Origin of the sequence: Paenibacillus sp. Cedars (assembly GCF_003184205.1) — a bacterium.
In the GTDB taxonomy this organism is placed as follows: Bacteria; Bacillota; Bacilli; order Paenibacillales; family Paenibacillaceae; genus Paenibacillus_AQ; species Paenibacillus_AQ glucanolyticus.
Window position 1 is genome coordinate 4,444,251 of sequence record NZ_CP020866.1, and the last position, 15,040, is coordinate 4,459,290.

Below are 15,040 nucleotides of genomic sequence, written 5' to 3' on the forward strand. Positions count from 1 at the left end.
GTCATCCGGTAACGATACCGGGTTATTCTTCATCCTGCTCTCTCAGTTCCTTTAATACAATCTCCAGGCTGTCCGCCGCCGTTTGCTGCAGGTCCGCCATCGCATTCAGATAAGACACGATACTGCGATTAACTTGTACCGTATGCCCTCCAGATGATCTTGATCCTTCAGCAAGCTGAAGTTCATAATCAGGAAGAGAATGTATAATTTGAGCCATGCGAACAGCAGCATGGCGCTGAGCTTCCAATATCCGGGCCAGCTGCTGCTGAGAATGTGAAAGATGCGCAATCATATCATCAATTTTGCTTTCCACGTCGGTACTCCCCTTCACTCTTCTATCTGTTCAGCATATGCGGAGAACGGATTCTCCGTGCAAAACACCCGCTATAACTTTCCTCCTGCAAATACGGTGGATGCCTCAATTCTGGACCTCTGCTCCACCGGTATCCGTTCCAGCCATTTGAGCATGCTATCCTCTGCAGAACCGATATCCTCCATCCACAATCCGATCTCTTCCGGAAGTTTACGCCTGAACAGCAAGCAGCTTAATTTCTGTCCGGAAAGCGGGACTTGCTGTGCCGCCTCTTGTGTCGTCGTCAAGCCCCCGGAACTGGCATAGACCATTCGGATAGCAGGCTCGCGCTCAAGCTCCCATATCAGTACCCCCAGCCAGTTGTCCAGATTCGGAGCATCATAAGCCAATACGGCGATATATTCACCAAGCGATGTGGAGATGGCCCTGTTTATGACAACAGCAAGATTGTCGCCGCTCTTCCCCTTAATATGCCGTATGGCTCCGCTCCGTCCATGAATATACCGTCTTGTGGCCGGTGTGGCCCCAGCATCTGCAACAAGCACTTCATACAGGTGGGGGGTCATGGTCTCCACATGCTGAATGACTTGAACGGCTGAATCATGATGCGGATGGGCAGGAATTATAATGCTCGTTCCATCAAATACACTGCCTCGATCCTCCTGTCCAAGCCTCAGTCCCAGTGCATAGCCTGCCTGGTAACCGGCTCGGTAATTCTCCCCGGATCCCCCTTCCCGTTTCTCTGTGGTATTGAGCATGGCTCTCGCTGCACGTCGTCTTTTCATGGCAATGCATCCTTCATGTGTACAGCCGCCTCCTGCAGCGATTCAAAAGTACCGGCATCACACCACCATTGCTGCAGAATGTCATACACCAGTGTCCCAGCAGTTGCGTACAGATTATTGACATCGGTAATCTCCAATTCCCCTCGGTCCGACGGACTGATTCGGCTGATGATTTCAAACACACTATGGTCATACATATATATTCCGGTCACCGCATGACGGCTCCGGGGATTTACGGGTTTCTCCTCAATGAAGAGCAGTTTCCCACTGCCATCCTCCGCAAAAACAGGCACGCCGTACCGATGAGGATTATCCGTAGGGCTGAGCAGCACCATTGCAGTACCAGGCGGCTGCTGTGTATAACACTGGATGAAGGGCTTTAAATCATCCTGAAACAAGTTATCCCCCAGGAGAACAACAAATTTCTCGTCTGGCGGGATGAATCCCTTGGCAAGCTCCAGCGCTTCCGCGATACCCCCCGCTTGTTCCTGCACCCTGTAGGTTAGATTGACACCGAAATTCCGTCCGTTCTCCAAATACTCCGCATACAGACCAACCGATTTGGAGCCGGTAATTAACAAAATGTCATCAATGCCAGCCTGCTGGAGCTTGTGTATTCCATATGCAATCATCGGATGCTTTCCTACCGGAAGCAGGTGCTTATTCATATATTTCGTTAGCGGAAGGAGCCGGGTGCCGTTTCCTCCCGCCAATAATACGCCCTTCATGATGCGTCACCTCTCTCCTCGATGAATTGTAATGGGTCCACGTTCCATTTTTCCACAAACCGTTTCCGGTTTCGTTCAATCAGGTCCTGGAACCCGCCCGGAAACCGATTCCGGAAGCTCGCGCTGCCCTCATGATGTACCAGAACGTTGCCTGCGACCAATAGCTTGAACCCGCCAAGACGGGCACGATAACAGTAATCATCATCCTCGTAATGACCGGGCGAGAACATTTCATCCAGCAGTCCAACCCGGTTCATGACCGTGCGCTTAAACAGATAACATAGTCCGACAATGCGGTTCACTTCCTGCCAGCGCCCCGGATTCGTCACATTCCAGCGCTCCGCTTCATGGATGTAACCCGTGATGTCCGTATACCCTGCCTCCACCTGCTGAATTCCGCTTGCGTAATTCGTTACAGGTCCAACGATCCCGATCTCCTCCCGGCTGTACAGCGCCTCCAGCAATAACGTCAGCCAGCGAGGCGAGACAAAGACATCGTTGTTCAGCAGCAGTAATTGGTCACCCGAAGCCATCCGAAGACCGCGGTTGCACGCAACGGGAAATCCGGTGTTCTCCGGCAGGGAAATCAGCAGCAGCTTCTCACGAAGACAATATTCGCCGGTGCCGTCCCGGGATCCGTTATCTACCACGATAATCTCGTAGGGTACCTCAGTATAAGCACGAATATGATCCACGCAAGTTCGCAGCAGATGCAGTCCATTAAACGTGGGGATAATAATGCTTGTAAGTCCGCTCATAGGCTGTTCCTCCGTAAGGCTAGTTCCGTTCGTGACACCTGTCCCCATTGAAGACGTGCGCCAAGGTCTTTCATCGTTTCTCCAAGCGCTTCAACATGATCGCCAATGATCAGCCTTGCCACCGGATTGTCCTTGCCCCGGTTCGTTTTTCTTCTCCGGTTCATACTGAGAACATCCACCGTCTGCACCGCTTCAATCCGAAGTCCCTGTCTTATAGCCAGGGACTGGGCCATGGGCGGAACCGCAAGGTTCCCATACCCAATGCGCTCCATGGCATGCCTTGTCATGGCGTGCGGCACAGCCGTTAGAGAATTAGCCTCGAGATCATCGCGCCCCATCATTCGATTGAGAAAGGTTTTACAGCGGGTAACCTCATCTTGTCGTTCAAAAGCCGGCAGCAGCGGCATAATATCGTTTAAAGCTACATCAACTCCCCGATCTGCCGCCACCAGATACGAGCTCAGTTTCTCGGCAGATACCGGCATATCCCCGTCCATGAACAGGATGATGTCGCCAGTGCTCATCTTGGCCCCCATGGCACGGGCCACGTCATGCCCCAGACGATCCGGAATATGCGCAACAATGACCCCTTCAAATGAACGTGCTGCAGCGTACGTGTGGTCCTGACTTCCATTCTCGACCACAATGATCTCATGGAATGGAAGTCGCTTCAGCTCCCGCAGCACCATCGGGATCGAGCTTGCCTCATTGCAGGCAGACACGATAACGGAAACGCGCCCGTTCAGAGGCGGCAGCAGTGGCGCGGGGACAGGCTCCCTGGAGCTTCTGGCGTACCCGCGCCGGAAAGCTTCAGCTGCACTCGGCATTACATGGTAGAATTGGTGCCGGGGAATTCCACTGGAATACAACCACTGTCCAAAGGCAGCCGAGGCCGCACTGCTGGAAACAGTCCTGTTCCTTTTGCCAGCCATGCCCCCCGCACTCCATGCCAGCCGTTGCCACCGACTGCTCAGCGAGGATCGGAAGGCTGTGGAGGCTCGGGGGGAGCTCTTTGCTTTTCTTGAACGCCTTTGGCTGTAACGGCCTGATCGGAATGATTTTTTATAAATTACCTTCTGCACGTGCTCACCTCACCAAGCTCCGTCTTCGTCCACCATCGTGATATCCGCCGCGGACGCCCCGCTCCGCAATCACGGCTTCCAGTGCTTCCAGATGATCGCCCAGCACCAGCATTTCGAGCGGATCCCCGCCAGTTGTCCGTCCCGGGTTCAAGCGTCCAACCTCAACGCGATAAACCGCCTCCACCCGCAGCCCCCGGCTCATTGCAGCCGCCTGCGCTTTGGGAGGAATCGACAGTTCCCTTGCACCCATGACATCGAGCGCCCGGCGGCTTAATGCATGCGGCACGGCTGTCAAGGACGCTCCCCGCAAATCAGACCTGCCCAGAATCGTATTTAATGTATATTTCGCAAGAATAACCCGGTGAACCGGCGACCGATCGACAGGGCCGGTGTAATCGTTCAGGGCTACATCCACACCAGACAGCACCGCCTGTACGAATGGCCTTAATTCACCAGAAGGAATAACCATATCGCTGTCTGTAAAAAGAAGAATTCGTCCTTTAGCTGCTTGTGCGCCTACACTTCGTCCAACATCGTTACCGAGCGGCTCCGCAAAAGATAATACCTTAGCTCCCATTCGCTCTGCGACCGATGCCGTTTGATCCTTGCATCCATTCGCAACCACAATAACCTCCGTTTCGGGGTGAACCGCCCGGGCCTCTGCTATCACCGCACCGATTTTGCCTGCTTCATTCATAGCCGGAATAATGACGGATACCAACGGATTCGGATGATTATCTCTTGGGATCTGTGGTTCCGAAGGACGGTAGGTTATACGGTTAGCCGGATCTGCCGGCTGCACTCCTCTTCTGGAGGCTCGCCGTGCAACCGATCTTCGTGGTCTTAACCGCTGCACATTACGCATATTCGTACTCCTCCTCCCATGTAACGTCACTTGCTCCTTGGCAATCTATGCTATTGTATGTTTGCTCTCACTCACCGTAACGGCATATGTACGGTTATGCGCCATGCTCATCCCCCATCTGCTACCTGTACACACAAAAAGGGCGGGGAGTTTCCTCCCCGCCTTTTTTTCACTCCTAATGTCCGCCTACCGCTATCCACGACACCCACCCGGCAGCTAGCTGACTGCCTTCGTTTCTTGTAATGCCAACTACCGCCTGAAGTTCGTTCCGTGACCTAACCCCCGCCTGAAATGCCGGATCGCTGCACGATACCACCATCGCATAGTTTGCGTCGGCATAGGGAGACTGAAGCGATACGGCAACATCGATGTCGTCCACGTCTTCCGGAAACACGAACGGTATATTGCCGAACTGCTGCATTAACGGCCTGTCAGTTGTCCCTTGCACCGGATTAAAGTTCAAATGATCCACATCCACCGAATGGATTGCAATTTTAGAAGAAGTAATCGATTCAGGGGACAGATGAATGCTGTACACGGAATAGTCTTCAATCGCCTCACTCCTTACGCTGCGATGCCGAAGATGAGCGGCGCCGATCGTATCATCGGCCAGGGCATATTCGCTTCCACCATGTTCCGCGCTCGTTCTGAACGTGGATGTTTTGAGACGGCCAGGATATCGCCGGTACGATCTCTTCCCTCTTCCCCTGGTGATCCTTCTGGCTTTGTTCACTGTCGGCTCTCTCCTCTGCTTCTAATCGTTACTTCATCCTATTCGGCAAGGGGGGCTCCTGCCACAGTCCCCTCGGTTTCCATCAGATGGTCTGCATCAGATGGACCCAGCGCTCTGCTGTGTGGTTCCATCTGAACCGCTGCCGCACCGTTTCACGGCCAGCCATTCCGATCTGTCTGCGAAGATTTTCGTCCTGAAGCAGATTGTTGATCCGCTCTGCAAGCCCGGTAGGAAAATCATCGCTTTGTACCAAGTAACCCGTCACCCCATTCTCTACAATTTCCGGAATGCCTCCTGCGCTTGATGCGATAACCGGTACGCCTGCCGCCATTGCCTCAACGTTGACCAGTCCAAAAGCCTCTCTGGGCGCAGATGGAACAGCCACGATATCCGCCAGCGTGTACCAGTCGGCTATAGCCGGATAAGGCACAAAGGGGCGGAAGCACACCCACTGCTGATACGGCCTGGCAGCCCTTTTTAATTCCCTTACATAAGCGGTTTCCCGGTCCGAGCCGTAAGCTGCGCTCCCGATAATGAGCAGCAGCACGTCCGGATGCTTGTCAATGATCTGTGGCAGTGTTTCAATTAAGTGGTGAACGCCTTTATCGGGTATGAGCCGTCCGGCAAACAGGAGAATGCGCCGCCCGCTCCATCCGTGCTGAGCAAGCCTTGCTTCCTTTAATGCCTTGGCAGCCGGGCTGAAGGGCGGGGTAAAATGCTCAAGGCTAACCCCGAGGTGATTAATCGTGATTTTATCCGACAGCCACGGATGCCTGGTCGTAATATCCTCCAGTAGAAAACGGCTGTTGACTACAATCCCGTCCATCCAGCGAGCAATGTTCCCAAACCGCTGTTCACTCATGTACGGAGGCGTGACGAAGGTATTGGAATGGAGATTGAGTACTGTCTTCACATCAGGAAGATGCATCTTCAGGCGCTGGGCTAGCAGCGGCCGATTGTGCACTTCGATAATATCCGGTCTCCATTTTTGAAGCCTGCGCAGCAAGGAAGGATAGTAGTTCGCTCCAGATGGAAGTCGATAACACGGTACACCGTTGATCGCGTCCTTGGACGGAAGCCCTTTTCCCAACACTCCGAATATGCGCACATCCATGACTTCCTGTGCCAAGGGAATGGTCTGCTCCACCACACGCTCCACGGAGCTGCTCCTCCCCGATGGAATAACAAACGACCCCGGCGTCACAACCGCCACCTTCCGCAAACTCATAACTCCACACCCTTCTCACAACTTAGCTATATGAAAAAACCTCTGCTGATTGATTTCAAAGGAGACCCTGGCTCTATAGCCGTCGTGTTTGCATGCTGTCTCCAAAAAGGCGCACTCCCGTCATTTGTATGGCCTAATACCTTAACATATACCGGATAAGGGGCTGTTGGTGACTAATATTAATAATAAAGAATAGGCCAACCACGGGCGACACCCGTCCATCCGGGACAATCTTCCTTATGCATACGATGTGGTACAAAGACTACATGATCTATGGTAACAAGGAGGATGACCATGCATCCGGAATTTGTCGGCATTCTGCTCAACAACAACACGTATCGCAGAATTTCCAGCGGGAGAATCGGCACTGAATCACTGGCTAACTATGAAGAAGCCGCTGCCATGTACGGGCTGGTTCCTTGTTTTTTTACCATTCATCATATTTCACGGGATACCGGAAAGGTGACAGGATACATCCCGATTTCATCCGGATACACCAAAGTGCATATTCCCATTCCCCGTGCGATCCATATGCGAGCCATATACAACAGACGTGAACTCAAGCTGATCGATCACCTGATTCAACAAGGAATCTATGTGTTTAACGGGCGCACCCGCTATGGTAAAGACAAGATTCACCATATGCTGGAGCAGGACCCTGAATTGGCCCACGCCTTGCCCCATACGGTAAAAGCTACTCCTCTCTCGATTCGGTCCATGCTGAGTCAGCACGGTGACCTCGTCTTAAAGCCGTGCAGCGGAAGTGTCGGAGTTGGGATTATGCGGTTAAAAAGGAGCCCTGGACGCACCCATCTGACCTATTCCCGTTCCTTGCCTTCTGCAAGAGGCTGGAGAACGGTAGCGTTGGCTGAAGGGAGACTTCATCCTCTGATATACCAGAGGATCAGGCGCGCGCCCTTTCTAGCGCAGCAGCGAATCCCCCTGGCAGAATACAGGGGACGTCCTTTTGACATCAGGGTCACTGTGCAGCGGGGAGGCAGCGGCGGCTGGGAGATTGCTGGCATGTTCGCCAAAACCTCACCGCCCCAAACCTTTGTCTCCAACATTGCTCAAGGAGGCTCTGCCTATCAGGTGCCTGATATACTGACCCGCTGTATGCCTCATGCACCTGTAGGAGCTACCCTTGAGCGTATCTCCGAATTTTCTCTGCATATCGCCCGCATCCTGTCCTTGTTTATTCCGTATGCAGCCGATTTTGGACTGGACATTGGCATCACGGAAGATGAAAGACTCTATTTCATTGAATGCAACGGCTGCGATCAACGGTATGGCTTCCTGGAGGCAGGTATGGGAGAGGCGTGGAAAAACTCATACCGCAATCCGATGGCTTTTGTCCGCTATCTGTATGACAATGCGGGATGGCCCCCGTATTGAAAAAGGGACTGAATGCGATGCCTGTTATGGTCCATTCGCTTCCTATAGGAGGGGGAAATCCTGCAAATTGGAAGAGAGCATACAGCCATGCTTCACAGGTCGTTCACCTCAATGCAGCGGTAACCTGTGAAGGGAATTAATTTTCATCAGTGGAACAGCATAAAAAACCAGCCGCTGCCCAGAGAAATCGGGCAATGGCTGGTTTTTAGATGTTATTGAAGTGTGGGTTGGATCAGTGAGGAACCTGAGATTTGAAATCTCCTTTACTGGACTGATCCGCATGATAGAATACAACATCCCCGTCTGTCAGGTTGAATCTCTTCCCGTAGGGATCCGTATGTGTATTGCTATACCCTTCGAGCTGCCACTGATTCATGAGTGGGCCATGAATGTATTGCAAATGTGGCTTGGCCGTATTGCCGTTTCGGATCGTCTCCAGGTTGAAATTCACCACAATATACCCTTTTTTCAGGAATATCGCCGATTTCTCATCCAGACGATTCGCCCGTCCGTACGCCGCCAAATCGGTTCCCTTCTTCACGACATATACGTCGGCAGGCAGACTGTATTCACCGTACCAGCGCTGAATGGCAGCGTTGGCACGCTCGGTGTCAACGGAGGCAGGTAAACCTGCCTTGGGCCCGATCAGTGTTCGTATGCCGGAAGGAAGCAGCATCCAATCCAGCCTTCCCACCCAAGTTTTGCTCTTGCTGATTTTCTCCATATACTGCTTCGCATAGGTCGCTGCACTCATCCCCGCCGGGGCACCGCCATGGTGATACAGATAAGCGGCGGTATCCTGCAGTTCGTCTTGCGGAACATGGCGCAGCCTTTCATTCAAAACAACGTACCGCTTCTCCGTATCCTGCGGCGAACCGATGCGAATGAACTTCCGGTTCCCGCTGTGATAATACAAGTCAACCTCCTGGCGTCCGCTGCCATCTTTATTTACATAATAAAAACTCGGTGTGATCGAAATGCCATCTTGGGTGCCAAACATATTGCCCTTTGTCTTCAAATCGAATTTGAAATGGTAGCCTGTCTTCACTGCTGCATTCTTATATCCCTGCACTGGATGCTTACCCGGTGCGATGGGAAGTGTGTAGGGCATCACATTCCCGCGTACTCCGCCGTCAATGTCGCGCAGTCCTGTCCAGTAGGATACGCCGCTTGGTGCGGCATTCCCCTTTTGCTTGCGGAAGACAGTCTCCCAGTTATAGTCGGCAACATCTGTGATGTGAAAATCATATACGCGCCCGATCACATCAACCGGCTCCATATCGGTAGCCACATGGTGGGCCAGATCAAGGTTTGCACCGGGCTGTGTCGTAAAATCGGTCGGGGCGTTCTCCGCAATCGTACGGAAGTATACCTCATAATTCCCTTCATCCACCCAGACCGGCAGGAAAAATTCCGTATCCAACTGCGGTGTCGGGATTGTGATCCAGGTGCCCTTTGGATAAAAGATGCTCTTGTCACTGCTGTAAACATCGAACGGAAAATATACCTGCTTCGATCTTACATACTTGGCATAGTCACGGTCTCCGTATCCGTGAATGTTCCGGTGCTGGCCCGAAGTCGGAATGCGGACCGTAAATGGCCGATCCAGGATGAAGGCCGAGCGGTTCGGATTCGGCGTTGTCTTCTGGTTATGCGCCTGATCATCCGTCACGGAGGCGTAGTTGACGACAGGGGTATGCACGGTGACCGTATTGATGGCGTTGACAGGATATGTTTTATTGGAGCCGCCATTGATATTTCCAGGTATGAGTTCATAATCAATCGTGCCTGTACTCGTGGTATTTGCCTTGTTCAACAGCGTACTGCTGATGAGATAATTTTTGCCGTACAGGACATCCCTTTGGATCGTTGTTGCCGGAGGTATTATTCCTGGTGTCGGTGCGGTTCCCTGAGCCCAGCTGTCACTCATGACAGTAGACCCGTTAAACAGGACACGGTCGTTCTTGACCTGATTTTGGCCAACTGCCGATTCGGCTGCCGAAGTAAAATCCGGGGTTGGTACAGAAGGTCTGCTCGAGCCGCCGGAAACGGTCTCCGTACCCAAGTCAACTTCTTCACAGGAAGCAGGCTCCACATGATCGTCCACACTCGCGTTGTGTTCAGATGTAAGAACAGGGGGTGTGTAGCCGGCAGGAGTCAGATTAACCGTACCTCCAGGTAATGCGTAATTGCTGACGGATGATCTGGCTAGCCTGTAGACTTCCAGATTATCGATTTGCCAATATGAATACGGCCGGGTTATCGTGACTTGTTCTTCTACCGGGACTTCTTCTTCCATCGGTTCGTCCGGCGTACCGGGGTCATTCGGACCTGTGCTGGGCGTTCCCGGTATGGTCCAGGTTAGAATATAGGTCTTCTTCACGGGAACCGTATAGGTGATTTCCCCGGTCATGTTGGCCCATTGATTCTGGTATAAATAATTGAGTCCAAATACGTTCACGTACAAGGATTCAGAAGTAGGTATCCCGTCCAGCACATCAAACTTCTCGGAGTCCCGATCGTCAGCTTTCACTACCCCGGTTGCCACAGGGTCCATAACCGTATGTGATGATACGGTCCCTTTACTCGCCGTACCAATTTGAATCCCGCAAGTATTAGGTGGACCACCTGGATCTACCCCTCCGTTATTCCCGCAAGAGGAGCCTGTCCCAACCTGAATCGTGGCATCGTCCGATTCATCCAAAGCCTGAGCCGCATCCTTAAAGTGCGCTGTAATCGTAGCTTGTCCTGTTGCTGCCACGGCTGTAACTGCACCTGAAGCACTGACGGACATGACGCTGCTATCCGAACTTCGCCATGTCAGCTTGTCGTGCCTTTGCAGATTGTATGTACTGCCATCTATCTTCGTTAATTTCGCGGTAAGCTGGATCGTACCGGCTGGTGCTACACATGTCGGTCCAGTGATCTCTAAGCTTGATGTTCCATCAGCGAAGGTAGCTCGAAGGAGTTTGTCTTTGTACATATAAGTGTAGGAATCAAAGTCTACGAAAAATTTCGAGAAATACCAAACTTGTTTGGCTCCAGGATTAGCCCAATATCGATTATAGGTGTCGTTGTTGAAAGTCTGAGTGAATTTAATTGTTATAGAATTAAGTTCGTTGTCATTGACACTTATTACTTCTCCACCAACTGTACTTGGATCCGATGTTCCAAATGTACCATGTACATCCGGAATCCTAGTTGTATCATCAATTTGAATATTTTTAGCAGTAACCTCATCAGAAATCGCGCCACTTCGTATCCAAGTTCCAAACAATGTATGCCCTATCTCCGAAATAAGGAAAGCTTCTTGGCGATTAATAGGCGCCTTCATTTCTTTATCAGTACATCCGGGGTACTTCGGCAATTGATGCCCTTGAATATTTTCTCTTTCAACATTTCTACAATTTCTGTTATCCATAATTGTTCCAAAGGTACTCGATGCCTTCCACAATTGTCCGTACTCATTTCCAGCATCTGAGACCGACCATCTATCCCAATAATACACCCCGCCATAATTTGTGTTATTGGTAGATGATACTTTTATTTTTGTACCACTTATTGTGTCTTTACCGCTCCATGATGTTACCCCTGGACTAAATCCATTTATTGATCTTATTGGTGAGTTTGTTTTCTTATTTATCCATTCAATCTTTTTAATCACTTTCCCGGGTGGAGCATTCACAGTAATTCTTTTTGTTTCTAAATCCTTCTTAGAAGAAAATAAATAGCCGCTATATTCGTAGTCTCTTGAATCTATAACAAAATCGAAATCAACGTCTTGTGTAGTATCATTAGCTGCTTCAACTGATTGAACGAAGGGAAGTACGATTAATGTCAACAAAATAAAAATTAATGTTATTGAACCTATGATAGGAGTCCTTTGTCTGTTCATAATACTAATCCCTTACTTAATCAAGATAGATCTTGATAACTTATTAAGGTATACAGGAGCCCCAGCACTAATAGTTTCAACCATGACTTCAATTATACCTCCAGTACTAAATCCTTGTTTGGGAATAACCAAACCGTTAAATTGCTTTTTAGGATCGGTAGATTCAATGATGCGTGGCATATTTAACACTGTACCGTTTGCTTTCCCGTTAAAGCCTCGGATATTGAGTGCTAGTTCTTTCGCGGGATATAACTTTGGTTTTTCATTAACTACGTAGTGTGATTTCAAGAGAATTACATAAGCCTGTAAATCATTTGTAAAAACATTCCTATTAGAACCCTGTATCCACACTAGTTTCTCTTTACTAGGAAGAAGCTTGCGGTTCGGATCTTTAGGATCATTCCAGTCAATTGCAATAAGCTCATCTACTTGAGCAACAACGGAACCATCCGTTGCACCGAACTGCAACTTAGACATCTTCCATGAATCAATACCAACATTTTTATTGTTATTATCCGGCCCATTAAAAATCTCCGGTGCCACCGAGAAAATATTTGTCTTATGCCAATAAACTTCTGCTGCGGCTACGGCATATTTATCAACGGGAAGTTCCTTGCCGTTCTTGACTTGAAGCAATCTCTCAATGACCGCAATGGCCTGAGCTCTTGTTGTAGTCCCCTGTGGCGAGATTACCCCTGGAGCAGTGCCCGATATGATGCCATCTTTGGATGCAAGGTACATCCACTGCTTGTCTTCCACATCCTTGTATCCCAAAGCCTTTACCGCAAGCTTGGACATCTCTTCGCGCGTCATACGCTGCGTGAGCTGATTGTTGGCAAAATCCCCAGCCTTATATATACCTGCCGACTCGGCCGCTTTAACATACGGAGTATACCAAGAGCCTGAACTTGAGGAACCCAGCTCGATGTCCATGGCTGACACAGCCATTTTTATAAATTCTGCTCTGGAGACCTGATGATTCGGCAGAAACCTTCCGTCCGGATAACCATCAACATAACCGCGTTGGATCGCATCATTAATCGCTGCTTGAGCCCAGTGTCCTTGAATATCCCTGAAATTTTTATTAACAGTCTCTCGGGTTTCCGCTTTCTCTTCAACACTGGCATCTGCTTGCGCAGCCTCCACCGGGTTCAAGGCCAAACTTGCTAGTAAGACAGAAATTGCCGTTAATACACTAATCGAGATTTTCTTCATAACGATCCTCCTAAATACAAGTAGTAGAATAAAACCTATGAAATTGCTTCATATCTCCTTCCTACGCCCTTGCTTAGGGACATCAGCCGTCATCTCTCACAATTACACAATAATTACATTTTTGTATTGAGAAGAGAAATTGTAGTTAGTTTATCATAAATCCTGATGTATTGGTATAATATTCCTATCCTGATTCTGTTCTACTAGATACATTCGCATCTTCGCACGTGACGGCTGATTCGTGTCTCTGGTCATGCCTAGATATGATAAAACCTCGAACGACAGCCACATAAAAAATATGTGCTCTCGATCGAGGTTTAATGGTTACACCTAGCGGTGTCGTTACAGATTCGGGGAGGACTCATCCCGGTCCCCTGCCTGAAATTCGGCTTTTTCTGCAGTTTGCTTATATACAGCCGCCAACACTTTCTCATAAGCGCTTTCAAATTCCTCAGGCAGCATTGGCTTGATATCCTCCAATACGGACAGCAGTTTAAATAATGCTTGCACCTCGTCTTCCGTCAATCCAAGCGGGTACATGGCAAAGTGTCCAATAAATGTGTAGCCGCGTCCTCGGCCTTGATGAGTAATGGGAATATGCATGGCACTAAGGGCATCCATATCCCGATAAATGGTTCTCTCACTCGTTCCACAACGTTCGGCAAGCTCTCTAGCCAGGATCCCAGGTCTTGCTTGTACAAGGGTAATGATTCTCATTAGTCGGATCAGTCGGTCTGTCATATGGCATTCTCCCTATCTTTCTAGTAAATTAGACATATATTTCTTGACTGCTAAGTAGTACATTCGACCCTGAAATCATTTTTCCTTTTTTATATAAAGATTCTCAATTACCGGTTAATTTTTAAGTCTAAAGTCCCTTTTGCTGTTCGCATTTCCAGACTAGGATTGCCGATATGTATCCATATACAAACTACTTAGTTTATAAAGGGCCTCTGCCTCCTTCAAATAATCCGCATCCCGAAATCGGGTTGCATATACAAGCATCTCATCTGCCTGTCTACGAATCAGATCTTCCCCTTCAGCCAAATTGCCCTGTTCCAGCTCGCCTCTTGCTTGCTCCAGTATCGATGCATTCTGGTATAACTTCAGGACCTTCTCAACACGATAATCTGGATTTCGATATTTCAATGCCGTATGATTGCTGAATTGAAGCGGGATCGTGCGGGAAGGCTGCAATACGACCTTCTGCTTCAGAACATCTACATAAGTCCATAAAGCGGTAATAATGGGATACACACCGGATGACCGGGAGCCCACGCTTAGTTCTAGAAGCAATTGTTTGGATTTTCCTTCGAATAAAGAGCCTAAAGACAACGAAATATTACGATCATTTAATACCTCACCTTGACACCCATACATATGTACCAATTGGACGCGCTCACCCAACTGAAGATGCAGCTGGACTTCTTCAGCAATATGCTGATTAAAGCCTTTGGACTGCGTTTTTGGCCTTAGGACACCAGCCCTCCACTCGATCAGCAGAAAGACTTGACTAGTGCCGCCAGCTGATACATGGCTGTGGCTCCATGTAAAATCCGAATACAAGCCTGACTGCAACACATCCACCTCTTTCCTCTTCTTCTAATAATGTACCAATACAGATGGACATCTTACTGTCACGGAACATATGTTCTGATTGTGTTTACGACAAAAAAAGACCACAGCCCTATTCGCTGCGGTCTTTTGGATATTTTTTTATTTGTCACTTTTTTGACAAGGAAATCTTTTACTCTTCGTGAAATGGAGATTCTATCACCCTATTGCTGCTGCTCTGGAGAGGGAAACCGACTTGATGTCCCCCATATCGCCTCCCGCACGTTGAATCGGGGCATAGGTTACTTTATCGATTAACAAACCGTTGCCTACCGGCTTTCCGTTCACTGTAATCATAATTTTTTTCACGTTATTGTCATTCATCATGATCGTCTTCTCCTTTTTATCTGTTCATTCATTTATGAAAAATCTCGTATGGGATCACTTCATTGCGCTTGCCTGAATTCATTACCCTCCATAAGAACAAGT

General features: G+C 49.4%; 14 protein-coding genes. 1 reads left to right on the top strand and 13 read right to left on the bottom strand.

All coding sequences use genetic code 11. From position 1 onward, the window contains the following. Positions 1-22 precede the first annotated feature (22 nt). The 8 genes from B9D94_RS22260 to B9D94_RS22295 form a co-directional block, all read right to left on the bottom strand. Positions 23-313, bottom strand: coding sequence for a hypothetical protein (locus tag B9D94_RS22260; protein ID WP_036641331.1), 291 nt, complete (start codon positions 311-313; stop codon positions 23-25). Between the two features lie 71 nt (positions 314-384). After that, positions 385-1,098: a glycosyltransferase family A protein gene (locus B9D94_RS22265; protein ID WP_148247995.1), complete on the bottom strand. Its 714-nt coding sequence runs from the start codon at positions 1,096-1,098 to the stop codon at positions 385-387. Continuing rightward, the gene (locus B9D94_RS22270; protein WP_148247996.1) at positions 1,095-1,826 is read right to left on the bottom strand and encodes a sugar phosphate nucleotidyltransferase; all 732 of its coding nucleotides are present in this window, start codon (positions 1,824-1,826) and stop codon (positions 1,095-1,097) included. Before B9D94_RS22270 ends, B9D94_RS22265 begins: the two co-directional genes overlap by 4 nt. Further along, positions 1,823-2,584 (bottom strand): glycosyltransferase family 2 protein, encoded by a 762-nt coding sequence (locus B9D94_RS22275; protein ID WP_148247997.1) that lies wholly within the window; start codon positions 2,582-2,584, stop codon positions 1,823-1,825. The genes B9D94_RS22270 and B9D94_RS22275 overlap by 4 nt, the downstream gene beginning before the upstream one ends. Continuing rightward, positions 2,581-3,516, bottom strand: coding sequence for a glycosyltransferase family 2 protein (locus tag B9D94_RS22280; protein WP_036641328.1), 936 nt, complete (start codon positions 3,514-3,516; stop codon positions 2,581-2,583). Before B9D94_RS22280 ends, B9D94_RS22275 begins: the two co-directional genes overlap by 4 nt. Positions 3,517-3,670: 154 nt before the next feature. Then, positions 3,671-4,531, bottom strand: coding sequence for a glycosyltransferase family 2 protein (locus B9D94_RS22285; protein ID WP_148247998.1), 861 nt, complete (start codon positions 4,529-4,531; stop codon positions 3,671-3,673). A 175-nt stretch (positions 4,532-4,706) separates the two neighbouring features. After that, positions 4,707-5,264, bottom strand: a complete 558-nt coding sequence (locus tag B9D94_RS22290) for a WIAG-tail domain (RefSeq protein ID WP_148247999.1) — start codon at positions 5,262-5,264, stop codon at positions 4,707-4,709. Between the two features lie 82 nt (positions 5,265-5,346). Next, the gene (locus B9D94_RS22295; RefSeq protein ID WP_148248000.1) at positions 5,347-6,492 is read right to left on the bottom strand and encodes a glycosyltransferase family 4 protein; all 1,146 of its coding nucleotides are present in this window, start codon (positions 6,490-6,492) and stop codon (positions 5,347-5,349) included. Between the two features lie 294 nt (positions 6,493-6,786). Between B9D94_RS22295 and B9D94_RS22300 the strand changes: the two genes are divergently transcribed. After that, positions 6,787-7,887 (top strand): YheC/YheD family endospore coat-associated protein, encoded by a 1,101-nt coding sequence (locus B9D94_RS22300; protein WP_036641325.1) that lies wholly within the window; start codon positions 6,787-6,789, stop codon positions 7,885-7,887. Between the two features lie 232 nt (positions 7,888-8,119). On the opposite strand, the gene B9D94_RS22305 is transcribed toward B9D94_RS22300, so the two are convergent. The 5 genes from B9D94_RS22305 to B9D94_RS31110 form a co-directional block, all read right to left on the bottom strand. After that, complete coding sequence (locus B9D94_RS22305) at positions 8,120-10,870, bottom strand: DUF5704 domain-containing protein (RefSeq protein ID WP_253806012.1); 2,751 nt, start codon at positions 10,868-10,870, stop codon at positions 8,120-8,122. A gap of 924 nt (positions 10,871-11,794) precedes the next feature. Beyond that, positions 11,795-12,997 (bottom strand): S-layer homology domain-containing protein, encoded by a 1,203-nt coding sequence (locus B9D94_RS22310; RefSeq protein WP_006208705.1) that lies wholly within the window; start codon positions 12,995-12,997, stop codon positions 11,795-11,797. A gap of 342 nt (positions 12,998-13,339) precedes the next feature. Beyond that, entirely contained in the window at positions 13,340-13,738 is a 399-nt protein-coding gene (locus tag B9D94_RS22315; RefSeq protein ID WP_006208704.1) for a helix-turn-helix transcriptional regulator, read from the bottom strand. Positions 13,739-13,897: 159 nt separating this feature from the next. Continuing rightward, positions 13,898-14,584, bottom strand: a complete 687-nt coding sequence (locus B9D94_RS22320; RefSeq protein ID WP_006208703.1) for a hypothetical protein — start codon at positions 14,582-14,584, stop codon at positions 13,898-13,900. Positions 14,585-14,770: 186 nt separating this feature from the next. Continuing rightward, positions 14,771-14,938 (bottom strand): hypothetical protein, encoded by a 168-nt coding sequence (locus B9D94_RS31110; RefSeq protein WP_006208702.1) that lies wholly within the window; start codon positions 14,936-14,938, stop codon positions 14,771-14,773. Positions 14,939-15,040 lie beyond the last annotated feature (102 nt).

Excerpts from the sequence above, each read along its gene's own strand:
- B9D94_RS22265 (WP_148247995.1), bottom strand. The coding sequence starts at position 1,098 with ATGAAAAGACGACGTGCAGCGAGAGCCATGCTCAATACCACAGAGAAA.
- B9D94_RS22270 (WP_148247996.1), bottom strand. The coding sequence starts at position 1,826 with ATGAAGGGCGTATTATTGGCGGGAGGAAACGGCACCCGGCTCCTTCCG.
- B9D94_RS22275 (WP_148247997.1), bottom strand. The coding sequence starts at position 2,584 with ATGAGCGGACTTACAAGCATTATTATCCCCACGTTTAATGGACTGCAT.
- B9D94_RS22280 (WP_036641328.1), bottom strand. The coding sequence starts at position 3,516 with ATGGCTGGCAAAAGGAACAGGACTGTTTCCAGCAGTGCGGCCTCGGCT.
- B9D94_RS22285 (WP_148247998.1), bottom strand. The coding sequence starts at position 4,531 with ATGCGTAATGTGCAGCGGTTAAGACCACGAAGATCGGTTGCACGGCGA.
- B9D94_RS22295 (WP_148248000.1), bottom strand. The coding sequence starts at position 6,492 with ATGAGTTTGCGGAAGGTGGCGGTTGTGACGCCGGGGTCGTTTGTTATT.
- B9D94_RS22300 (WP_036641325.1), top strand. The coding sequence starts at position 6,787 with ATGCATCCGGAATTTGTCGGCATTCTGCTCAACAACAACACGTATCGC.
- B9D94_RS22305 (WP_253806012.1), bottom strand. The coding sequence starts at position 10,870 with ATGTACAAAGACAAACTCCTTCGAGCTACCTTCGCTGATGGAACATCA.
- B9D94_RS22310 (WP_006208705.1), bottom strand. The coding sequence starts at position 12,997 with ATGAAGAAAATCTCGATTAGTGTATTAACGGCAATTTCTGTCTTACTA.
- B9D94_RS22315 (WP_006208704.1), bottom strand. The coding sequence starts at position 13,738 with ATGACAGACCGACTGATCCGACTAATGAGAATCATTACCCTTGTACAA.
- B9D94_RS31110 (WP_006208702.1), bottom strand. The coding sequence starts at position 14,938 with ATGATGAATGACAATAACGTGAAAAAAATTATGATTACAGTGAACGGA.